The organism is Pararhizobium sp. A13, from assembly GCF_040126305.1.
Classification (GTDB): Bacteria; Pseudomonadota; Alphaproteobacteria; order Rhizobiales; family Rhizobiaceae; genus Pararhizobium.
In genome coordinates this window covers 929,592-951,418 of sequence record NZ_CP149510.1, presented here as the reverse complement: position 1 = coordinate 951,418, position 21,827 = coordinate 929,592, and the positions used below count along the sequence as shown (strand labels likewise).

Genomic DNA, 21,827 nt, shown 5'->3' with positions numbered 1-21,827 from the left:
TTTGGCTGTCAACAGCCGGTCTTCGCGCGTCAATTGACGCATTGGGTGCGTTTGCCTAACAATGCCGGTACGATCCATAAAAGTTTAATGACTTTTTAGGCATGATCGTGGTCCTGGTAGTATCTGGTGCGGACAGCAATCATTCCGATTGGCGATGCGGTTTGAAGCCCGGTCCGGGAGTGGGGAGGCACACGGGCTCAACGATGCGGATTTCGGACCGGCAAAGGCTTCTCTATCTGTATCTGCGTGAGGGCTGGCGCCGCTTCTCGCGTCGGCTTGCCTTGGGCCGCAACACTGCCTTCCGTTTCACTGGGTCCACGCCGGATCGTCTGATCGTCGCGCCGACGGATCTGCGGGCTGTCGATCCTTTCGTTGCCGAAGAAATCCTGCAGGGTCGGTTTCCCTTGGCGGGCCGCGTGCTCGATACGGAAGGCGAATCGCCCTTCGAGATCGACCTGCCCTCGCGCGAATTTGCCGTCCGGCTGCATTCCTTCGGCTGGGTTCGCCATATGCGCTCGGTCAAGGAAGAGGAGGATTTTGCCCGATTGCGCCATGTCGTCAATGACTGGATTGCCACGCATGGTCGCTTTATTGACGGTATCGCCTGGGAACCGGATATCATTGCCCACCGCCTGATTGCGTGGCTGTCGCATTCGCCGATCATCCTGCGCAATGCCGAGCATGCCTTCTATCGCCGCTTCCTGAAAAATCTTGCCTTCCAGGTCCGTTATCTGCGCCATGTCGCTGACACCACCTGCGACGGTGAAGCGCGGCTGCGGGCGCGCATCGCCCTTGCCATGGCTTCTGTCGCCATGCCCGCGTCGGACTCGGCGATCCGCAAGGCCGCCCGCAATCTCGATCTCGAGCTTGATCGGCAGATCCTGCCGGATGGTGGCCACAGCTCGCGCAACCCGCGCACCGGGCTCGACTTGCTTCTTGATCTGCTGCCGCTGCGCCAGACCTATGTCAATCTCGGCCATGACGTCCCGGCCAAGCTCATCCCCTGTATCGACCGCATGTATCCGGCCTTGCGGTTCTTCCGCCATCAGGGCGGCGAGCTGGCGTTGTTCAATGGCGCCACCTCGACGCTCGCCAATGAGCTGATGGCCGTCCTGCGGTATGACGAGACGGCCGGCGCGCCATTCAAGGCCCTGCCGCATATCAATTATCAGCGTCTGGCGGCGAACAATGTCGTGGTCATCGTCGATACGGGAATGCCGCTTTCGCCGGAATTGTCTCGCACCGCCCATGCCGGCTGCCTGTCGTTCGAAATGTCGTCCGGCCGCCATCGGTTCATCATCAACTCGGGCTCGCCAAAGTTTGCCGGCGAACGATTCCGCCAATTGGCGCGGCTGACGGCGGCGCATTCCACCGTTACAGTCAACGATCGCTCGTCATCGCGCCTATCGGAATCGCGTTTCCTCGGTCCCATCGTCACCGGCGGCGTCTCCAAGGTTGTCCTGCGCCGGCAAGAGGGGGATGGCCAGCCGGATGCCGTCATCGCCAGCCATGACGGTTACGTCCAGGCTTTCGGCCTGATGCACGAGCGTGATCTCAGCGTGAATGGCCAGGCAAGTGCGGTGCGCGGCCGCGACCGGCTGTTCCAGCCGGACGGCACGGATCCGGCGGAAACCAACACGGCCATCGCCGTTGCCCGCTTTCATATCCATCCGGCGATCAGTCTGCGCCAGCATAGCCCGCATGAGGTCTATCTCACGGCCCCCGATGGAGAAACCTGGCTGTTCACCTGCCGCGACAGCGAAGTCGCGATCGAAGAAGACATTTTCTTCGCCGACCCCTCCGGCGTGCGCAAGTCGTCGCAGATCACGGTGACCTTCGCTGCCGCCTCCCTGCCTGAAATCCAATGGATTCTGTCGCGCGAAGCGTGACAACCGGTGAGGCCGACACCCAGGCGAATCAAACGGTTTCTTCATCGGGAAAGCTGTGCTAACGGCAGGCGGACATCTGCCGGAAGATTTCCCGATATCCGGCGCCCTAGAAGGAGCTTGATGATGGCTGTCGCCTCCAAGAAAATTCCCGCCCCCGATCAGGTGACCATCCGCACCGCTCTGCTCTCCGTCTCCGACAAGACCGGCATCGTCGAGCTTGCCCGTTCGCTGCACCAGAAGGGTATCCATCTGGTCTCGACCGGCGGTACACACAAGACGCTGGCTGAAGCGGGGCTGCCGGTAACCGACGTCTCCGACCTCACCGGTTTTCCGGAAGTCATGGATGGCCGCGTCAAGACGCTGCATCCCGGCGTCCATGGCGGCCTTCTGGCGATCCGCGACGACGAAGACCACGTCCAGGCCATGACGACGCATGGCATCACCGGCATCGATCTGGCGGTCATCAATCTCTATCCATTTGAGGACGTGCGCGCCAAGGGCGGCGACTACCCGACGACGGTCGAAAACATCGATATCGGCGGCCCGGCGATGATCCGCGCTTCGGCCAAGAACCACGCCTATGTCACCGTCATCACCGACGCCGCCGACTATGGGGCGCTGCTCGCCGAGCTGGGCAACGGTGCCGCCACCTCCTTCGCCTTCCGGCGTCAGATGGCTGCCAAGGCCTATGCCCGAACGGCAGCCTACGATACCGCCATTTCCGGCTGGTTCGCCGAGGTTCTCGATACGCCGATGCCGCTCCACCGCACCATCGGCGGTGTCTTGAAGGAAGAGATGCGCTACGGCGAGAACCCGCATCAGAAAGCCGGATTCTATCTGACCGGCGAGAATCGCCCCGGCGTCGCAACGGCAACCCTTTTGCAGGGCAAGCAGCTGTCCTACAACAATATCAACGACACGGACGCTGCCTTCGAGCTCGTCGCCGAGTTCCTGCCGGAAAAGGCACCGGCCTGCGCCATCATCAAGCACGCCAACCCCTGCGGCGTCGCGACGGGTGCGACCCTGCTCGAAGCCTACGAGCGGGCGCTCGCCTGCGATTCCACCTCGGCCTTCGGCGGCATCATCGCGCTCAACCAGGAACTCGACGGCGTCACCGCGGAAGAAATCGTCAAGCTGTTCACCGAAGTCATCATCGCTCCGTCCGTCAGCGATGTTGCCAAGGTCGTCATCGCCGCGAAGCCGAACCTGCGCCTTCTCGTCACCGGCGCCCTGCCCGATCCGCGCGTGCCGGGCCTTGCCGCAAAAACCGTCGCCGGCGGCCTGCTGGTGCAGACCCGCGACAATGGCATGGTCGAGGACCTGGAGCTGAAGGTCGTCACCAGGCGCGCACCGACGGCGCAGGAACTGGAAGACATGAAGTTCGCCTTCAAGGTGGCAAAGCACGTGAAGTCCAATGCCGTGGTCTATGCCAAGGATGGCCAGACGGTCGGCATCGGCGCCGGCCAGATGAGCCGCGTCGATTCGGCCCGCATCGCCGGCCTCAAGGCCGAGGAAGCGGCAAGGGCGCTCGGCCTGCCCGCGCCCCTGACGCGCGGCTCGGCGGTTGCCTCGGAGGCCTTCCTGCCCTTTGCCGACGGCCTGCTCTCGATGATCGCCGCCGGCGCCACCGCCGTCATCCAGCCGGGCGGCTCGATGCGCGATCCGGAAGTCATCGCCGCCGCCGACGAAGCCGGCGTCGCCATGGTCTTCACCGGAATGCGCCACTTCCGGCATTGAGATTGGTCTAATCTGCCATCAGGATAGTATCAGCCATCTTGATGGCAGCGCACATATTGCCTATATTCGAGGCTGAAGGAGCTTCGAATATGGCTGAACCGCAACTCTCCGTGCGCAGTGCAAGAGCCCGCGATCTCGCCCATCGGCTTGCCCGCCGCGAAAACCGCTCGATCGCCGATATCGTCGAGCGGGCGCTTGAAGCCTATGAAATCCGAGAGGCGGGTCGCGAACCGGCATCGGCTTTCTATACGCGACTGTCGGAAAGTTGTGGTACCGATATCGATCTCGACGCGATTATCCGGGAAGGGCGGAAAGTCCATACGGGTCCCGAGCTTTGATTTTCGTCGATACCAATGTCATCTCCGAAACATTGCGGAAGTCGCCCGCGGAGGCCGTGATCTCCTGGCTCGTTCGGTACGATGCGGAACTTGCTCTTCCGACGGTTGCGATTGCAGAAATTTCATTCGGCATCCAGAAGATCATGCCTGATCAACGCGCCATGCGACTGGAGCAGGGATTGGCCGATTGGCGGCGTCGCTTCGCTGATCGGATATTCGGTTTGACCGAAGCGGCCGCGCTGGCCTATGGCGACATCATGGGCACAGCATCGCGGCAAGGCATCGGGATGTCTGCTCCGGATGGCATGATCGCCGCCATCGCACGGGTGAACGGTGGCCGTTTGGCGACACGAAACCTTGCCGATTTCCGCGCGACCGGGCTGGAACTTGTTTCGCCGTGGGACTTTTAGCGCCAGTCTTCTTGCCGATCACGCCGCCCTGTTCGCCGGATAAGGAGTGCGGATGAGGATCAGCAGCCCCACCGCTAGAAACGCCACCAGCGCCATCATGCCGATGCGGGCCGATCCCGTTGCGAGCGTGATTGTCGCGACCGAGGCCGGTGCGAGAAACGAGGTGGCGCGGCCCGAGAGCGCATAGAGGCCGAAATAGCGGCCCGCCTCATTGGCGCTGACGCTGCGGGCCAGATAGGAGCGCGACGAGGCCTGCACCGGGCCGAAGGCGATACCGACCAATAGTCCGAAGACGATATAGGCCTTTTCCGCGGCGGTACCGAAAAGGCCGCCGGCGTCGGTGGTCGGCAGTTGCACAAGCCCGAACAGCGTGAAACCGGGGCCGGTCGAGACGATGCCGAGCGTCGCAATCGTCAGGCAGATCAGGCTCGCGGTGACGATCACCTTCGAGCCGAGCCTAGAGTCAAGGCGGCTGGCATAGAGGCACCCGCCGATCGCCACGACGTTGAGAATGATGCCATAAACGCCAAGTTCGACCGTCTGCCAGGCAAACATGCCGGCTGCAAATGTGCCGCCGAGTGCCAGAAGCCCGTTGACGCCGTCCTGAAAGATCATTCGGGCCACCAGAAACCGCAGGATACCCGATCGTTCCCGCAATTCACCGATCGTGTGCCGCAGCTCGGCAAGGCCAGTGCGCACCGCAACGGCCGCAGGTACCGACACCCGCTGCGCGTCCGGCGTGAACAGGAACATAGGCAGGATGAAGACCAGATACCAGACGGCCGAGATCGGTCCGGTCACGCGCGCATCGGCGCCGGTCGCCGGATCAAGCCCGAATAGCGGATCCATTCCAAGAATTGTTTTGCCGGATTCAGGGCTCGCCGCCAGCAGCGTCACCACGGCGATCAGCACGATCATGCCGCCGAGATAGCCCAATCCCCAGGCCATGTTGGAGATGCGGCCGATCTGGCTTTCGCTCACCAGCCGCGGCATCATCGAATCGTTGAAGACGATCGAAAATTCCGCCGCGATCGAGGCGAGGATGATGAAGATGAACGGATAGAGCAGCGGCGATCCCGGCACGGCGAACCAGAGTGCCGCCAGCGACGCGATCTTGATCACCGCGAAGAAGGCAATCCAGGGTTTGCGTGTGCCGGTCGCGTCGGCGATGGAGCCCAGCACCGGCGACAATATCGCGATGATGAACCCGGATATGGTGATCGTGTATCCCCACATCGCCTGGCCATGCACGGGATCGTCCGTAAGCCGGGAAACGAAATAGGGGCCGAAGATGAAGGTGATCACCACCGTGAAGAAGGGTTGCGCCGCCCAGTCGAACAGCATCCAGCCCGCAAGGCCGGCGCGCGATACTCTTGGCTCGTCGCCGGCCTCTGCGGTGATGCTGCTCACTTGATTCTCCACTGTCTGCTCCGCCTGTTCGGCGCAGACAGTGTCACCTCGCCCGGTCCTGCGCAAGATCGCTCAGCAGACCGGCGGCGACGGTGATCTTGGCCAGCGTCGTTTCACCCTTCTCCGTCAGTTGCGCCAACTGATCAGTGATGCGGTTGACCCTGACGCGATCGCTATCCTGCCAGGCGAGCACCGGGTTTTTCTCCGATTTCCCGTTGGCAAGGGCTGCGATGGTGATGTCGCGCCGGGCATTGGCGATATCGCTGATGCTGCGCGACAATGCCATCGCCTCATATTGTTCCGTCGCCGAAACACGTTCGGCTGCGGCCAGAAGCCGGGCTATGCGCAGGTTCTGGGTGACGCCGAAATAGCTCTGTGCCGTGCGCGCGAGCGTCACGCCGGTCTCGGCGGAAATTTGCATGATCTCGGGCACAAGCGTCAGCAGGGACAGGCCGGCCACCTCGTCGGCCAGGGCTTGCGGCACGCCGCGCTCGGCGAAATAGGCCGCCTTTTGGCGCGCCTCCTCGGCCGCGTCCTCCGGAATCGAGGCATGCAGACTGGGTTTCAGCTTTGCCAGCGCCTGGCGCAGCCTGTCCACGGCCTCGCCGAGCGGCCCGGTGATGGCTCGTGTCCTCAGCGCCCGTTCGGTCACGATGGCGAAGATGCGCCCGGCTTCCTGGTAAAGCTCGTTCTGGACGCGGCCGCTGACGATGGTGTCGAGTGCATCGATCTCGCCTTGAATGCGCGTCAGGTCATAGCCGTCCCGCGCCAGCACCGCGGCTTTCACCACGTCGGCCGGCATGAAGCCCGTCTGGTCGATGAGGCTACTGACGAAGGCCGGGCCGCCGCGGTTGATCGTGTCGTTGGCAAGCACCGTGGCGATGATTTCGCGGCGCAGCCGGTGCTCATTGATGTCGCCGGCATGCGCCTTGTGCATCTTCGCCGGGAAGTAGTCGCGCAGCGTCGCCAGGAAATAGGGATCGCCCGGCAGGTCGCTGCCGACGATCTCGTCGAACAGCACGATCTTGGCATAGGACAAGAGCACACCGATCTCGGGCCGCGTCAGCGCCTTGCCGCTCTGGTAGCGTTCGCTCAGCGCCTGGTCGTTCGGCAGCACTTCCACCTTGCGGTTCAGATGCCCGTCGGCTTCCAGCCTTGTCATCAGCCGGGCAAGCGCCGTCCGGTTGCCGGCGCCGAGCATCTCGGTCAGGGAAATCGACAATGACTGTTCGTAGTTGTTGCGCAGAACCAGCGTCGCCACTTCGTCGGTCATCGAGGCGAGCAGCGTGTTGCGCTTGGCGCGTGTCAGACGTCCGTCGCGCATGGCAGAAGCCAGCGCGATCTTGATGTTGACCTCGAAGTCGGAGGAGTTGACGCCGGCCGAATTGTCGATGGCGTCCGAATTGCAGCGGCCGCCCTTGAGACCGAAGGCGATACGGCCGCGCTGGGTGACGCCAAGATTGGCGCCTTCGCCGATCACCTTGGCACCGACCTCGTCGGCCGTGATGCGGATTGGATCGTTGGCGCGGTCGCCAACCTCCGCATCCGTTTCGCTTGGGCCGCGCACATATGTGCCGATGCCGCCGAACCAGAGCAGATCGACCGGGCTTTTCAGGATCGCCGTCAAGATCTCGAACGGTGTTGCCTGTTGCTTGTCGATGCCGATCGCCGCCATCGCCTGCGGCGTCAGCGTCACGGATTTCTCCGTGCGCGGAATGATCATGCCGCCGGCCGAAAGCGTCGTGCGGTCGTAGTCCTGCCAGCTCGAACGCGGCAGGCTGAACATGCGCTTGCGCTCGGCAAAGGAGCGGTCGGTATCCGGGTCAGGATCGATGAAGATGTCGCGATGATCAAAGGCGGCGATCAGCCGGATTTTTTCCGAAAGCAGCATGCCGTTGCCAAAAACGTCGCCCGACATGTCGCCAACGCCGGCGACGGTAAAGGGTGTCGTCTGGATGTCGATGTCCATTTCGCGGAAATGCCGCTTGACGGTTTCCCAGGCGCCGCGTGCGGTGATGCCCATCTTCTTGTGGTCGTATCCCGCCGAGCCGCCGGACGCAAAGGCGTCGTCCAGCCAGAAGCCGGCTTCTTGCGCAAGCCCGTTGGCGGTGTCGGAGAAGGTCGCGGTGCCCTTGTCGGCGGCGACGACGAAATAGGGGTCGTCACCATCGAGCCGCAGCGTGTCGGCCGGCGGCACGACGTCCTGGCCGACGATATTGTCGGTGATCGACAACAGCGTGCGGATATAGGTCTTGTAGGCCTCGGTGCCGGCCTTGAAGATCTCGTCGCGGCTGCCGCCCACTGGCAGTTGCTTCGGAAAGAAGCCGCCCTTGGCGCCGACCGGCACGATCACGGCGTTCTTGACCTGCTGCGCTTTGACGAGGCCAAGCACCTCGGTGCGATAGTCCTGCGAGCGATCCGACCAGCGAAGGCCGCCGCGCGCCACCTTGCCGAAGCGCAGGTGCACGCCTTCGACCTCGGTGCCGTAGACGAAGATTTCGCGGAACGGGCGCGGCTCGGGCAGGCCGTCGAGGATCTTCGGATCGAGCTTGAAGGCGAGCATCGCCTTCGGATTGCCGTTTGCATCCCGCTGGAAATAGTTGGTGCGCAACGTCGCCTGCACGGCATTGACGTAGCGGCGCAGGATCTGGTCTTCGTCGAGGCTCGGGACCGCATTCAGCGCATGCTCGATCGCTGCCGCAAGCGCCGCCGCGCGCTTCGTTCTCGGCTTGTCGTCAAGCGCGGGGTCCATGCGGGTGACGAAGAGCTTGAAGATGTCGGCAGCGATCGCCGGATACTTGTTCAGCGTCTCGGCGAGATAGCCTTGAGAATAGGTGATGCCGGTCTGGCGCAGATAGCGCGCATAGGCGCGCAGCACGGTCACTTCGCGGGCCGTCAGGCCGGCAAGCAGGATCAGCCGGTTGAAGTTGTCATCCTCGATCAGGCCGTTCCAGGCGGCGAGATAGGCTTCCTCCAGCATTGGCCCGGACTTGTCGAGATTGAGCACGAGCCCATCGCGATGGATGAGTTCCATGTCGTGCAGCACGACGAGGCGCTGCCCGCCAGCTGTGTCGGTCACGCCGATATCATGCGTCTGTTCGCTGATCACGCGGAAGCCCAGGTTTTCAAGCAGCGGCACGCGATGGGAGAGCGATACCGGCTCGCCGGCATGGAAGATCTTCAGCTCCAGCGCTCCCGGACCCTTGCCGCGCTTTTGATAGAAGGCGATGCGGATCCGGTCGCTCGGCAAGCACGCGGCGATGTCGTCGAGGTCGGCATAGGCCTCGGCCGGCGTAAATGCCGCCTGATAGGCCTCGTTGACACTGATCTCGACGCCCTTGTGGCGGGCAAGCAGGTTGAACCGGTCGATCCAGCGTGTGACGATATCGCGCACAGCCTCTTCCAGCTTCGCCTGCGGCACCCGCGGTGTCTTGCCGGCGTAGCGCCCGATGATGAAATGGACGCGCGCCAGGCCGCCTTCCGGAAAGGCCGGATAGTAGGCCGAAACGCGGCCGTCATAGATGGTTTTCAGGTAGTTGCCGATTTTTTCGCGGACATCGGAATCATATTGTTCGCGCGGCACATAGACGATCACCGAAACGAAACGGTCGAAATGATCAATGCGCGGCAGAACCCGGATTCGCGGCCGGTCGGCGAGTTCGTTGATCTGTTCGCAGAAGCCTGCGAGAAGGCCGACATCGATCTGGAACAGGTCGTCGCGCGGGTAGGATTCCAGCGTATTGGCCAGCATCTTGCCGGAATGGCTCTGCGGATCGTAGCCGAAATGATCGACGATTTTCTCCACCTTGAAGCGCAACAACGGAATGTCGGCTGCCGGCCGCGTATAGGCGCTGGAGGTGAAGAGGCCGACGATGCGCAATTCGCCGGTGACGTTGCCCGCCTCGTCGAAACGCTTGACGCCGATATAGTCCATATAGGCGCGGCGATGGACGACCGATTTCACATTCGCCTTGGTGACGATCAGGAAATCAGGTCCGTTGAGGAAAGCGAGGATCTCCGGCGTCGTCAGTACCGCGTCCTTGCCCTGGCGCAGGACACGGACATCCGGATCGGAGAGAATGCCCAAGCCCCGGCCCTTGCCGCGCTCGACCACAGCATCGTCGCCCTTGCCGGAATAGGTGTATTCGCGCATGCCGAGGAAGGTGAAATTGCTGTCACGCAGCCAGCGCAGGAAGGCCAGCGTTTCTTCACGATCGTTCTTCCTGCGCGAGGGAGCGTGGTTTTCGAGCTCGTTCATCGCCTGGTCGAGCAGGGCCGTCATCTGCGTCCAGTCGCCAACCGCGTGATGCACGTGCGAAAGAACATTGCCGACCCGCGTTTTGAGGTCCTCCGCCTCCGTATCGCTCAGTCTGGAAAGGTGAATCTCGATATGGCTGACCCGCGAGGCCGGATCGCTCTTTTCTTCGGGGTCGAAGATCTTAGCCGGCTTTCCAGCTTCGAGAACCAGGATGGGATGAACGGCAAGGTGAATGTCGCGGTGGGTGGCGGTGACCTCGCCCATGATCGAGTCATAGAGGAACGGCATGTTGCGGTCGGTGACGGACAGGATCGATACGTCTGTTCCGTTGGGTGTGACGCCATCGACGGATTCGACGGTGATGATCGGCCGGTCGCTTTCGCTCCGGCTCACTTCCTTCAGGGCATGCGCCGCGGCCAGCGCCAGCATCTCCGGCGTATACTGATCGAGATCGTCATGGCTTGCCCGGCGGAACAGGATCTCAGGCGACAGCATCGTCAGCCCGAGCGCCTTGCCGGCTTCGCTCACAACGTCAAAATGCCGATCTCGTTTTGGATTGTATTTGGCGCCCATGACTGTCTCTCCCCGCAATCACCATTTTGGCCGAACCTAACAGAAGAATGGCCATTGGCGACTGTTTTTGTGGTTGTTTTCGAGCAAATTCGGAATGGTTTCATGAAAAATTCAGCGAAAATGTGCCGATTTTGAAATTAAATCGGTTGTATCCACTTATTCGATCCTGCCCATCAGTCGGCCGGCGAAAGGCGCCTTTTCATCTTTTCGTGGTCACGGTTGACAGCGGCATGACAGTCGGGCGATCTGAGGGGGTCGAAACAGCGGAAAATCGTAATGTCCCAGCCTGCACCGGGCGCCGTCATCGTCATTTCAAGCCATGTGATTCGGGGTTCCGTCGGCAATCGCGCCGCGGTCTTTGCGCTTGAGACGCTGGGTTATCCGGTCTGGGCCCTGCCGACGGTCATCCTGCCCTGGCATCCGGGCCATGGCCCCTCGACACGGGTTACGGTGAGCGAGGACGATTTCAACAGCTTGATCGACGACCTCATCCGCGCGCCGTGGACGGGGGAAGTCCGTGCCGTTCTCTCCGGCTATCTCGGTGCTGCCTATCAGGCGGAAGGCGTCGTCCGGCTCGTCGGGGCGCTGAGGCAGAAAAATCCCGACCTTTTCTACGCCTGCGACCCGGTCATGGGCGATGCCGGTGGCCTTTACGTGCCCGAGGCGACGGCGATCGCGATGCGCGACAGGCTTTTGCCGCTGGCTTCGCTTGCCACGCCCAACCGGTTCGAACTGTCCTGGCTCTGCGGCGTTCCGCTTGAAACCAACGCCGCCATTCTTGAGGCTGCCCTGTCGCTCGGGCCGCCGCGCATGCTGGTTACCTCGGCAATCCCGATGATGCACGGCAGCACCGGCAATCTCTATCTCTCTGGCAATCATGCGCTGCTTGCCGAACATCGGCTGATCGACAATCCCCCCAGTGGCACGGGTGACCTGCTGGCGGCGCTGTTTGTCGCCCGGCTTCTGGAAGGGCTGAAGGAGGAACGGGCGCTGCAACTGGCGACGGCGAGCGTTTTCGAAATCATTGCCCGCACCGGCAAACGGGGCGCCGACGAGCTGACGCTCGAGCGCGATGCCTCCAGCCTTGCGACGCCGATGGCGATGGTCCAGATGCGCCGGTTGATACATCCAAGCCAGAAGCGGCGCTCTTGATGCGGCGGCGCACATCGCTCTTGCCTCCCCCTGCCCTGACCGAATAAACCGGTTGGACCTTACGCGAAACGATACGGAGATTTCACGGATGTCACCGACGGCATGGGCTGCCGGAAATTTGCATGCGCGCGCCGCACAAAGGCTGTGTCCCTCAGGCGGCAAGCGTGCAATGTACATCCCAATTGTCTTAAATAGTCGGAGTGATCGAGCACCATGCAGCGTTTTCCGGACCATTTGCTGAACGGCTACAACAATTTCATGAGCGGGCGCTTCAACGAGCAGCAGCAGCGCTACAAGGTGCTCGCCGAAACCGGGCAGCAGCCGCAAACCCTCGTCATTGCCTGTTGTGACAGCCGCGCAGCACCCGAGACCGTCTTCGACAGCGGCCCGGGGGAGCTTTTCGTCGTCCGCAACGTCGCGAACATGATGCCGCCCTATGAGCCGGACGGGCACTATCATTCGACCTCGGCTGCTCTGGAGTTCGCTGTCCAGGTGCTGAAGGTCCGCGATATCGTCGTCATGGGTCACGGCCGTTGCGGCGGCATCAAGGCGGCGCTCGATCTCGACGCCGAGCCGCTGTCGCCCGGCGATTTCATCGGCCGCTGGATGCACCTCCTGAAACCAGCCGCCGAGCAGATCCAGAGCAACAACATCATGACCGCCGCCGAGCGCCAGCGGGCTCTCGAGCGTGTCTCGATCCGCAATTCGATCGCCAACCTGCGGACTTTCCCTTGCGTCCAGATCCTCGAACAGCGCGGCAAGCTGCATCTGCACGGCGCCTGGTTCGACATTTCGACCGGCGAACTCTGGGTGATGGACGCCAAGACCGGCGATTTTGCCCGGCCGGGGATGTAATTTTCAAGGCCAGCGTTTTTAGAGGGTGCTTGCTGCGGCGGTCACTCTCCTCCGTCATCCTTGGGCTTGTCCCGGGGATCCAGTCAGGGATCCAGTCACCGCGCGTCCGCGCGGTGGGAAAACCTTTTGATCGTTTCGAGCTTCGGAGTCTTTTGCGCCGCGGACGCGGCGCTGCTGGACCCCGCCACAAGGGCCACAAGGGCGAGGATGACGGAGAGTTTAGCGCTGTTCCGCCTGTTGCGGAGACCTCACCGCCCCAAAACAAAAATCCGCAGCGTGGTTTCCCAAACTGCGGATGATTTCCTTCCAAGAGGGCCGTTTTCAGCCGTCGATTTCCGCGCCGATAATGGCGATCGCCTGCTGATAGACGCTGGCGGCGTTCCACCCCTGGATCGCACCGAAATTGGCCTCGCCCGGCTGATAGCCGCCGCCGGCGCTCCAGCCGTGGCCGCGCAGGAAGTTGGCGGTCGAGGCAAGTGCGTCCGCCTTCGAGCGAACCATGTCGATATGGCCATTGCCGTCGCCGTCGACACCGAACTTCAGGACATTGGCCGGTAGGAACTGCGTCTGGCCGATTTCACCGTGTGCGGCACCGTGCGCATCCGGGCTCAGATCGCCGCGCTGCACGAGGTTGAGCGCCGCATAAAGCTGGTCGGTGAAATAGTCGGAGCGGCGGCAGTCATAGGCGAGCGTCGAGACGGCCGACAGGGTATGTTCCTTGCCCATGAAGCCTCCGAAGCCGGTTTCCATGCCCCAGATCGCGATGATCGGGCCGGCCGGCACGCCGTAACGGCTTTCGATCGAATCGAAGAGGGCAGCGTTCTGCGCCTTCATCTTCCTGCCGCGCGAAATGATCGCCTGGCCGCCGCGCTTCTGCATGAACTGGTCGAGCGACAGCTTGAAGCTCTTCTGGCCGCGGTCGGCGCGGATCGTCGCCTTGTTGTAGCTGACATTGGCGAAAGCCGTATTGAGCACGGACGGGCTGATGCCCTGGCTGGTGGCCTCGTTCTTGAAATCCTCCACCCAGGCCTCGAAGCCGCCGGCATTGTTGCCGCATTGCGCTGCCGATGCCGTGGTGGGCAGAATTGCCGCTGCCATGACTGCCGTGAAACCTGCCAGTACGCACTTTGCCTTGTGCATGAAAAAACCTCGTGAGCGCCTGAATCCAAATTTGGTGTCCGCAAAATGCCAGTCTTTGCGGGGCCTGTCACGATCCTGGCTCGGGAGAGAAAGGCCGTGTTTCACGTGAATCCTCCCGCAAATGAGCACAATATCGTGGCAGTTGGTTGTTACCAAAGAAGCCCCGCATCCCGTCAAACGGATCATGCGGGGCTTTTATTGGTTAAAACTTTATATTTTCTGATCAGGCCGCCTGCTTCTTTGCCTTGATCAGGCCGCGATTGACGAGAAGCTCGGCGATCTGGATGGCGTTGAGGGCTGCACCCTTGCGCAGGTTGTCGGAAACCACCCAGATGTTGAGGCCGTTCTCGACGGTCGCGTCCTCGCGGATGCGCGAGATGTAGGTCGCGTCTTCACCGGCTGACTCGTAAGGCGTGATGTAGCCACCGTTCTCGTGCTTGTCGATGACGAGGCAACCCGGCGCCTCGCGCAGGATGTCGCGGGCCTGGTCGGCGCTGATCTCGTTCTCGAATTCGATGTTGACCGATTCCGAATGGCCGATGAAGACCGGAACGCGCACGGCCGTGCAGGTCACCTTGATCTTCGGGTCGAGCATCTTCTTGGTCTCGGCCAGAACCTTCCATTCTTCCTTCGTGTAGCCGTCTTCCATGAACACGTCGATGTGCGGGATGACGTTGAAGGCGATGCGCTTGGTAAACTTCTTCGATTCGATCGGATCGGCGACGAAGACGGCGCGGGTCTGGTTAAACAGTTCGTCCATGCCTTCCTTGCCGGCGCCGGAAACCGACTGGTAGGTCGAGACGACGACGCGCTTGATCTTGGCGAAATCATGCAGCGGCTTCAGCGCCACGACGAGCTGGGCGGTCGAGCAATTCGGGTTGGCGATGATATTGCGCTTGGAAAACTGGGTGATGGCGTCGGGGTTCACTTCCGGCACGATCAGCGGCACGTCCTGATCGTAGCGCCAGGCGGACGAGTTGTCGATGACAACGCAGCCCTGAGCGCCGATCTTCGGCGACCACTTGAGCGACACGGCGCCGCCGGCCGACATCAGGCAAATGTCGGTATCGGAGAAATCGTAGTTTTCGAGGTTCTTCACCTTCAGCGTCTTGTCGCCGAAGGAGACTTCGGTGCCTTGGCTCCGGGCCGAAGCAAGCGCCACGACTTCATCGACCGGGAAGCCGCGTTCGGAAAGGATATTCAGCATTTCGCGGCCGACATTCCCAGTCGCGCCTGCTACGGCAATCTTGAAACCCATTGTCTTTGCTCTCTTTCTCATCTCTCCGCGGGCTTGGGGGGAGAAACCCGCCGGCCAAGGGCGCGGGCTTCGGGTCCCCGGCCTAACCGGGGAGAGAGCGGTGGGCCAGAGACGTCAGACGGTTTTCGTCGTCGTTTTGGCCGTTGTTTTGGAAAAAATCGAGAAGGAACGAACCCGCCCGGCAACGAATGCCGGAGCGATCAGCGCAGCGATGGAAGTACCAAAACGGTGCATGGCGGTCCCTTTTCCGCTGTTGCTCATACTGGGTTTTGCCGCGGAGTCAACAGAAAGCTCACAAAACCGGTCGTGAGCGCGCGCCCGGCATGCCGCCAAAACGTTACCGAACTGTCATGCTTGTGTCATCGCCGGCGACTATTGCGGGCCGATCACTTCGAACGCAAATAGGGGGTTTCAATGCGTATGCTTCTGTCGGCTCTTGCAGCCACGACATTCCTTGCCGGTGCAGTACAGGCTGCCACCGTCTATCCGCTCGATCGTGCAACCATTCTTGCCGGTTCGCCGTTTGACTTCAAGGTCGAGTTCGATGGTGTCATCAAGCCGGAAGACGTGAAGATCACGGTTAACGGCCAGGATTACAAGACCGTTCTCGGCAAGGAAGCCGAGTTCGTGGCAGAAGAAAAGGGTAAGGAAGACAAGATTCTCGGCTCGGCGCTGATCGCCCGCGGCCTGACCCTCCCGGTCGAAGGCGCCTACAAGATCGAAGTCACGGCCGGTTCGGAAACCAAGACCGTCACCTGGGACGTCTACAATACCGGCACGACCCAGAAGGCGAAGAACGTCATCTTCATCCTCGGCGACGGCCTCTCGGTCGCGCATCGCACGGCTGCCCGCATCATGTCCAAGGGCATGACCGAAGGCAAGGCGAACGGCCGTCTGAACATGGACGACCTGGACCACATGGCTTTCATCGGCACGTCGTCCACGGAAGCGATTGCCACCGATAGCGCCAATACCATGTCGGCCTACATGACCGGCCACAAGACGGCCGTCAACGCCCTCGGCGTCTATGGTGACCGTACGCCTGACAGCCTGGACGACCCGCGCGTTGAAACCCTGGCCGAGGCCATCCGCCGCCAGACCAAGAAGTCGATCGGCATCGTCACCACCTCGGAAGTGCAGGACGCGACGCCGGCTGCCGTCGTCTCCCATACCCGCAAGCGCGCAGACAAGCCCGAGATCACCGGTATGCTGCTCGACGTCAAGCCGGATGTCGTTCTTGGCGGCGGCTCGGCCTATTTCCTGCCGAAGGAAACGGCCGGTTCCAAGCGCAAGGACGAGAAGGATTACATTAAGCTGTTCCAGGAAGCCGGCTACTCGCTGGCGACCAGCAAAAGCGAGCTTGAGACCGTTGCCGGCACCAATACCGGCAAGATCCTCGGCCTGTTCCACACCGGCAACATGGACACGCTTCTCGACCGCGATTTTCTGAAGAAGGGCACCGTCGACAAGTTTCCGGACCAGCCCGGTCTGGTCGACATGACGAATGTCGCTCTCGGCGAGCTTTCGAAGAATCCGGAAGGCTTCTTCCTGATGATTGAGGCTGCCAATATCGACAAGATGTCGCATCCCCTGGATTGGGACCGCGCTGTCGTCGAAACCATCGAATTCGACAAGGCCATCGGTGTCGCCCGAGAATTCGCTGCCAAAAACCCCGACACGCTGATCGTCGTCACCGGCGACCACACCCACGGCGTTTCCATCATCGGCACCGTCGATGACGAAAAGCCGGGCACGGAAATGCGCGAGAAGGTCGGCACCTATGCCGCAGCCGGCTTCCCGAACTATACGGATGAAAACGGCGACGGTTATCCGGACAAGATCGACGTCACCCGCCGCCTCTTCCTGGCCGCCACCAATGGTCCGGACCACTACGAAACCTTCCGTCCGAAGCTCGACGGTCCGTTCGTTCCGGCGATCCAGAACGAGAAGAAGGAATATGTCGCCAACGAAGCCTACAAGGATATCCCCGGCGCCGTCTTCGTTCAGGGCAATATTCCGAAGGAAGGCGATAGCGGCGTTCACGCTGTCGATGACGTCGTGCTGCAGTCCACCGGCCCGGGTTCCGAAGGCTTCAAGGGCTATATGGAGCAGAGCGATGTCTACCGCGTTCTGGTCGATACCATGGCTCTCGGCGCCAAGCAGACAAACTGAGCCAATCATTTCGGCGGGCTGCCTGCAGCCCGCCGGATTTCGTTTCCGGATTTCGCCTTATGAATTTGGTCGGGCCATGCCGAAGGGAGATCGTTCGATGAACCCTTCAGATGTGAAAACAACGCGCCGCGATGTGCTGTCGCTGATCGGCAGCCTGCCGCTTGCACTGTGCGCGCGGCCATCTGCGGCTGCGGCATCAACCCTGACTTTTGGTGAGCTCTACAGCAAGTTCGGCGTTCTCGGGCTGGAATTTTCCGAAAGGGTGAAGACGCTTTCGGGGCAAGAGGTTTCCATTCGTGGTTTCATGGCGCCGCCGCTCAAGGCTGAGGCAGCCTTTTTCGTGCTGACGGAAATCCCGATGTCGCTGTGCCCTTTCTGCTCCTCTGATGCCGACTGGCCGGATAATATCGTTGTCGTCTATCTCGGGGAAAAACAGACCTTCGTGCAGCCCTCCCAGACGATCGAGGCGCGGGGCGTCCTCGAATTCGGCTCCTGGACCGACCCGGAAACCGGCTTCGTCAGTTTGCTGCGTCTGCGCGACGCGCAATATGCGGCGGTCTAGCCGGATGTTGTCGCTCGAGCTCAACACGATTTCCGTTTCCTTTCCGGGCCTGTCGGCTCCCGTCCTCGATATTCCGAGCCTTTCCATCGCCGCCGGGAACCGGGTGGCGATCACCGGCGCGTCCGGTTCGGGAAAGAGTACGCTGGTCAATATCATCACCGGGCTGGAACGTGTGCGTGCCGGTTCGATCACCTGGGGTGAAACCGACATCGTGACGTTGTCCGAGCGCAGCCGCGATCGCTGGCGTGGCGCCCATGTCGGCATCGTCATGCAGGACTTCCATCTGTTTCCGGGCTTGAGCGCCGTCGACAACATTCTGCTTCCCGCCCGCCTGTCGCGCGCCCTGAAGCCGGGTGACAGGGATCGGGCGATGATGCTCCTCTATGCCGTCGGGCTTTGCCGCGCGGATCAGAAAATCGAGACCATGTCGCGCGGCGAGATGCAGCGCGTGGCGATTGCCCGCGCGCTCCTGCGCAAGCCGGGAGTGCTGGTGGCCGACGAACCGACGGCAAGCCTTGACAGCGAAAGCGGTGATGCGGTCGCTCGCCTCCTGATCGACCTTTCCGTCAGCAATGACAGCACGCTGATCGTCATTTCCCATGATCCGCGGCTGACCGGCCGTCTGGATCGCTGCATCACCCTTGCGGGCGGGAGGATAACGGTCGATCTTCCGCGCCGGGAGAAGGCGGCATGACCGGTTTTATCCTTGCTGATCTTCGCCGTCTCTGGGCCGGTTCGATCGTCGTCGTGCTTCTGATCGCGTTTGCCTCAGCGCTCGGCGTGGCGGTAACGCTGCAGGAACGGGCCCTTCGTCTCGGCAGCGCGCGTGCCGCCGACAAGTTTGATCTGGTTGTCGGTGCGCCCGGCAGCGAGACGCAACTGCTGCTCTCCTCGGTCTTCCTCCAGCCTTCGCCGCTGCCGCTGATGCCGGGCAATGTGCTGTCGAAACTCTCCGCCGATCCGCGTGTCTCCTGGGCGGCACCGGTCGGTTTCGGAGATTCCTTCTCCGGCTATCCGATCGTCGGAACGTCTTCGGTGCTTGCGGGCAATCTCTCGGCCCTGGCGGAAGGACGGGTCTTTGCGAGTGCCGGTGAAGCCGTCGTCGGTTCTGCCGTGAAACTGCCGCTCGGCTATGCGGTGAAGCCCACGCATGGCCTTGCAGAACTCGGCGGGGAAACCCATACGGAGCTCGCCTATAGCATCATCGGCCGGATGGCGCCGACCGGCACCTCCTGGGACCGGGCGATCCTCGTACCCATCCAGTCCGTCTGGAGCCTGCATGGAATGGGCGAAGATACGCATGAGGATGCGGAAAAAGAGCATGTCACCGAGCCGGAAGGCGCACACCCGGATGAAGCGGTTCACGCCCACGAGCACGCGGAAGAGGTTGCGGTCGGCCATGAACCGCATGCTCACGAGCACGGGCATATCGACCCAGCCGCTCCCCTCGACGAAGCATGGACGGCCGAAGCGCCCGGGCTTCCAGCCATTCTAGTCAAGCCCAAGACGATCGCCGACGCCTACAAGCTGCGCCAGGACTATCGCGGCAACGGCACGCTCGCCGTCTTTCCCGGCGAGGTGCTGACCAATCTCTACGCGACGCTTGGCGATGCCAAACGTGTTCTGTCAGCCGTCGCGGTCGGCGCGCAGATTCTTGTTGCCGCCGCCGTGCTGCTGGTCACCGTCATCCATATCGGCCAGCGCCGCCGCCAGATCGGTGCGCTCCGCGCGTTTGGCGCGCCGCAATCGGCGGTTCTTGCGATCGTCTGGCTCGAGCTTTTCGTGCTGGTCGCCGCAGGCATCCTCCTGGGCTTCGCCATCGGTTACGGCGCGGCCAGAATCCTCTCCGGGCTTTTCTCCGGTGAAAGCGGGGTCGCACTGCCGGTCGGTTTTGCCCGGGAAGATCTGGCAAGCGCGGCCGCGATCGCGCTTTTTGCCGCGGGCCTCGCGCTCGTACCGGCCCTCCTCGCTTACCGGCAGTCGCCCGCCTCTGCGCTGCGGGCCTGAGGCCGCATCAGACGGCATTCGACTAAAGTCATAATCCCAAAGCATCTCTGCCGCCTCCGGAGGTTTTCTGCCATTTTGTTCTCATGACGCAATCCGCGTCGGATCTGGGAGGATCCGGACGCAACCGAGGATGCGCACCAGCCGTTTTTGAGTGGAGGACGAACGAAATGGCAGATATTGCAGCAATGGGCGGGCCAAAAGCCGCCCCCATGACAGGCGAGCAGAAGAAGGTGATTTTCGCCTCTTCGCTCGGTACGATCTTCGAGTGGTACGACTTCTATCTCTACGGTTCGCTGGCTATCTATATCGGCGCAACCTTCTTTTCGCAGTATCCTGAAACCACCCGCAACATCTTCGCCCTGCTCGCTTTTGCAGCAGGCTTCCTGGTGCGTCCGTTCGGCGCGCTGGTGTTCGGCCGCCTCGGCGATCTCGTCGGCCGCAAATATACCTTCCTCGTCACCATCCTGATCATGGGTCTATCGACCTTCCTCGTCGGTATCCTGCCCGGTGCCGCGTCCATCGGCATCGCCGCTCCGATCCTCCTGATCGCGCTGCGCATGCTGCAGGGCCTGGCGCTCGGCGGCGAATATGGCGGTGCTGCGACCTATGTGGCCGAACACGCGCCGCAGGGCAAACGGGGCTACTTCACCTCGTGGATCCAGACGACGGCGACGCTCGGCCTGTTCCTGTCGCTGGTGGTCATCGTCACCGTGCAGATGATCCTCGGCAAGGAGGCCTTCGCGGCCTGGGGCTGGCGCATTCCGTTCCTGCTCTCCTGCATCCTGCTCGGCGTCTCCGTCTGGATTCGTCTGAAGATGAACGAATCGCCGGCCTTCAAGAAGATGAAGGAAGAGGGCAAGGGCTCCAAGGCGCCGCTGACCGAAGCCTTCGGCCAGTGGAAAAATGCCAAGATCGCGCTGCTCGCTCTGTTCGGTGCCGTCGTCGGCCAGGCGGTCGTCTGGTATTCCGGCCAGTTCTATGCGCTGTTCTTCCTGCAGAACATCCTCAAGGTCGATGGCCAGTCGGCCAACCTGATGGTTGCGGCTTCGCTGCTCCTCGGCACCGGCTTCTTCGTCTTCTTTGGCTGGCTGTCGGACAAGATCGGGCGCAAGCCGATCATCATGGCCGGCCTGCTGCTCGCCATGCTGACGTACTTCCCGCTGTTCAAGACGCTGACCTGGGCCGGCAACCCGGCACTGGCAGAAGCCCAGCAGACCATCCGCGCCACCGTCACTGCCGCTCCGGGAGACTGCAAATTCCAGTTCAACCCCACCGGCACGGCGAAGTTCACGACATCCTGCGATATCGCGACCTCGTTCCTGACGCGCAATTCCGTGCCCTATGACGTCGTTGCCGGTTCGGCCGGCTCGGCTGCCACGGTCAAGATCGGCGATGCAACCATCAGTGGCTACGATGCAGTTGCCGCGGGCGACAAGGCCAAGGCCATGGGCGGCGCCTTTGAAAAGCAGGTCAACATGGCGCTCCAGGCCAGCGGCTATCCGTTGGTTCGTGCCGCTGCCAAGGTTCCGGAAAGCAAGCTTGACGGCTTCGTTGCCGCCAATCCCGAGCTGGCGCTCGATGCCGCAGCCGTTCGCGGCGGCGAGAAGGCAACGATGACGGCTGAGCAGCTGGTCGCGGCCAAGCTCTTGACGGCGGAAGAAGCCGCCGGCGTCACCGAAATGCCGGTCTATACGGTGGCCAAGGGCGGCACCTTCGCCATGGTGGCCGATCCCGCCCGCGTCAACTGGGTCACCATCATCGCCGTGCTCACCGTGCTCGTCATCTATGTGACGATGGTCTACGGCCCGATCGCAGCGCTTCTGGTCGAGCTCTTCCCGACCCGCATCCGCTATACCGGGATGTCCCTGCCCTACCATATCGGCAACGGCTGGTTCGGTGGTCTGCTTCCGGCAACGGCGTTTGCGATGAGCGCTGCCCAGGGCGATATCTACTACGGTCTCTGGTACCCGATCGTGTTTGCCGGCATCACGCTGGTGATCGGCATGCTCTTCCTGCCCGAAACGAAGGATCGCGACATCCACGCGATGAACTGATCCACACTTCCC

The 21,827-nt window shown here is 62.0% G+C and carries 16 protein-coding genes; 11 read left to right on the top strand and 5 right to left on the bottom strand.

What is annotated here, in order from left to right:
* Positions 1 to 203 precede the first annotated feature (203 nt).
* The 4 genes from WI754_RS04515 (at position 204) to WI754_RS04500 (ending at position 4,374) form a co-directional block, all read left to right on the top strand.
* Positions 204 to 1,889 (top strand): heparinase II/III family protein, encoded by a 1,686-nt coding sequence (locus WI754_RS04515; protein ID WP_349436463.1) that lies wholly within the window; start codon positions 204 to 206, stop codon positions 1,887 to 1,889.
* 123 nt (positions 1,890 to 2,012) lie between these two features.
* The gene (purH, locus tag WI754_RS04510) at positions 2,013 to 3,626 is read left to right on the top strand and encodes a bifunctional phosphoribosylaminoimidazolecarboxamide formyltransferase/IMP cyclohydrolase (RefSeq protein WP_349436462.1); all 1,614 of its coding nucleotides are present in this window, start codon (positions 2,013 to 2,015) and stop codon (positions 3,624 to 3,626) included.
* Between the two features lie 89 nt (positions 3,627 to 3,715).
* Complete coding sequence (locus WI754_RS04505) at positions 3,716 to 3,964, top strand: type II toxin-antitoxin system VapB family antitoxin (RefSeq protein ID WP_349436461.1); 249 nt, start codon at positions 3,716 to 3,718, stop codon at positions 3,962 to 3,964.
* The gene (locus WI754_RS04500; protein ID WP_349436459.1) at positions 3,961 to 4,374 is read left to right on the top strand and encodes a type II toxin-antitoxin system VapC family toxin; all 414 of its coding nucleotides are present in this window, start codon (positions 3,961 to 3,963) and stop codon (positions 4,372 to 4,374) included. Before WI754_RS04505 ends, WI754_RS04500 begins: the two co-directional genes overlap by 4 nt.
* 18 nt (positions 4,375 to 4,392) lie before the next feature.
* On the opposite strand, the gene WI754_RS04495 is transcribed toward WI754_RS04500, so the two are convergent.
* Both WI754_RS04495 and WI754_RS04490 read right to left on the bottom strand, forming a co-directional pair.
* On the bottom strand, positions 4,393 to 5,784 hold the full coding sequence (locus WI754_RS04495; protein WP_349436458.1) for an MFS transporter: 1,392 nt from the start codon (positions 5,782 to 5,784) through the stop codon (positions 4,393 to 4,395).
* A gap of 43 nt (positions 5,785 to 5,827) precedes the next feature.
* Positions 5,828 to 10,615 (bottom strand): NAD-glutamate dehydrogenase, encoded by a 4,788-nt coding sequence (locus tag WI754_RS04490; protein WP_349436457.1) that lies wholly within the window; start codon positions 10,613 to 10,615, stop codon positions 5,828 to 5,830.
* 276 nt (positions 10,616 to 10,891) lie between these two features.
* Between WI754_RS04490 and pdxY the strand changes: the two genes are divergently transcribed.
* Positions 10,892 to 11,767: a pyridoxal kinase PdxY gene (pdxY, locus tag WI754_RS04485; protein WP_349436456.1), complete on the top strand. Its 876-nt coding sequence runs from the start codon at positions 10,892 to 10,894 to the stop codon at positions 11,765 to 11,767.
* Positions 11,768 to 11,980: 213 nt separating this feature from the next.
* The gene (locus WI754_RS04480) at positions 11,981 to 12,622 is read left to right on the top strand and encodes a carbonic anhydrase (RefSeq protein ID WP_349436455.1); all 642 of its coding nucleotides are present in this window, start codon (positions 11,981 to 11,983) and stop codon (positions 12,620 to 12,622) included.
* 321 nt (positions 12,623 to 12,943) lie between these two features.
* Here WI754_RS04480 and WI754_RS04475 read toward each other — a convergent pair whose 3' ends face one another.
* The 3 genes from WI754_RS04475 to WI754_RS04465 all read right to left on the bottom strand — a co-directional run bounded on the left by WI754_RS04475 (position 12,944) and on the right by WI754_RS04465 (position 15,281).
* The gene (locus WI754_RS04475; protein WP_349436454.1) at positions 12,944 to 13,762 is read right to left on the bottom strand and encodes a lytic transglycosylase domain-containing protein; all 819 of its coding nucleotides are present in this window, start codon (positions 13,760 to 13,762) and stop codon (positions 12,944 to 12,946) included.
* A gap of 223 nt (positions 13,763 to 13,985) precedes the next feature.
* The gene (locus WI754_RS04470) at positions 13,986 to 15,020 is read right to left on the bottom strand and encodes an aspartate-semialdehyde dehydrogenase (RefSeq protein WP_349436453.1); all 1,035 of its coding nucleotides are present in this window, start codon (positions 15,018 to 15,020) and stop codon (positions 13,986 to 13,988) included.
* 114 nt (positions 15,021 to 15,134) lie between these two features.
* The gene (locus WI754_RS04465) at positions 15,135 to 15,281 is read right to left on the bottom strand and encodes a hypothetical protein (RefSeq protein ID WP_162710573.1); all 147 of its coding nucleotides are present in this window, start codon (positions 15,279 to 15,281) and stop codon (positions 15,135 to 15,137) included.
* 153 nt (positions 15,282 to 15,434) lie between these two features.
* Here WI754_RS04465 and WI754_RS04460 point away from each other — a divergent pair, with 153 nt between their 5' ends.
* The 5 genes from WI754_RS04460 to WI754_RS04440 all read left to right on the top strand — a co-directional run bounded on the left by WI754_RS04460 (position 15,435) and on the right by WI754_RS04440 (position 21,815).
* Entirely contained in the window at positions 15,435 to 17,192 is a 1,758-nt protein-coding gene (locus WI754_RS04460) for an alkaline phosphatase (RefSeq protein WP_349436452.1), read from the top strand.
* 97 nt (positions 17,193 to 17,289) lie between these two features.
* Entirely contained in the window at positions 17,290 to 17,754 is a 465-nt protein-coding gene (locus tag WI754_RS04455; RefSeq protein WP_349436451.1) for a hypothetical protein, read from the top strand.
* Positions 17,755 to 17,758: 4 nt separating this feature from the next.
* Positions 17,759 to 18,448, top strand: a complete 690-nt coding sequence (locus WI754_RS04450) for an ATP-binding cassette domain-containing protein (protein ID WP_349436450.1) — start codon at positions 17,759 to 17,761, stop codon at positions 18,446 to 18,448.
* On the top strand, positions 18,445 to 19,761 hold the full coding sequence (locus WI754_RS04445) for an ABC transporter permease (protein ID WP_349436449.1): 1,317 nt from the start codon (positions 18,445 to 18,447) through the stop codon (positions 19,759 to 19,761). Before WI754_RS04450 ends, WI754_RS04445 begins: the two co-directional genes overlap by 4 nt.
* Positions 19,762 to 19,928: 167 nt before the next feature.
* Entirely contained in the window at positions 19,929 to 21,815 is a 1,887-nt protein-coding gene (locus tag WI754_RS04440; protein ID WP_349436448.1) for an MFS transporter, read from the top strand.
* Positions 21,816 to 21,827: the final 12 nt, after the last annotated feature.

Coding starts and splice junctions, on each gene's coding strand:
- WI754_RS04515 (WP_349436463.1), top strand. CDS start 204: ATGCGGATTTCGGACCGGCAAAGGCTTCTCTATCTGTATCTGCGTGAG.
- purH (WP_349436462.1), top strand. CDS start 2,013: ATGGCTGTCGCCTCCAAGAAAATTCCCGCCCCCGATCAGGTGACCATC.
- WI754_RS04505 (WP_349436461.1), top strand. CDS start 3,716: ATGGCTGAACCGCAACTCTCCGTGCGCAGTGCAAGAGCCCGCGATCTC.
- WI754_RS04490 (WP_349436457.1), bottom strand. CDS start 10,615: ATGGGCGCCAAATACAATCCAAAACGAGATCGGCATTTTGACGTTGTG.
- pdxY (WP_349436456.1), top strand. CDS start 10,892: ATGTCCCAGCCTGCACCGGGCGCCGTCATCGTCATTTCAAGCCATGTG.
- WI754_RS04480 (WP_349436455.1), top strand. CDS start 11,981: ATGCAGCGTTTTCCGGACCATTTGCTGAACGGCTACAACAATTTCATG.
- WI754_RS04475 (WP_349436454.1), bottom strand. CDS start 13,762: ATGCACAAGGCAAAGTGCGTACTGGCAGGTTTCACGGCAGTCATGGCA.
- WI754_RS04470 (WP_349436453.1), bottom strand. CDS start 15,020: ATGGGTTTCAAGATTGCCGTAGCAGGCGCGACTGGGAATGTCGGCCGC.
- WI754_RS04465 (WP_162710573.1), bottom strand. CDS start 15,281: ATGAGCAACAGCGGAAAAGGGACCGCCATGCACCGTTTTGGTACTTCC.
- WI754_RS04460 (WP_349436452.1), top strand. CDS start 15,435: ATGCGTATGCTTCTGTCGGCTCTTGCAGCCACGACATTCCTTGCCGGT.
- WI754_RS04455 (WP_349436451.1), top strand. CDS start 17,290: ATGAACCCTTCAGATGTGAAAACAACGCGCCGCGATGTGCTGTCGCTG.
- WI754_RS04450 (WP_349436450.1), top strand. CDS start 17,759: ATGTTGTCGCTCGAGCTCAACACGATTTCCGTTTCCTTTCCGGGCCTG.
- WI754_RS04445 (WP_349436449.1), top strand. CDS start 18,445: ATGACCGGTTTTATCCTTGCTGATCTTCGCCGTCTCTGGGCCGGTTCG.
- WI754_RS04440 (WP_349436448.1), top strand. CDS start 19,929: ATGGCAGATATTGCAGCAATGGGCGGGCCAAAAGCCGCCCCCATGACA.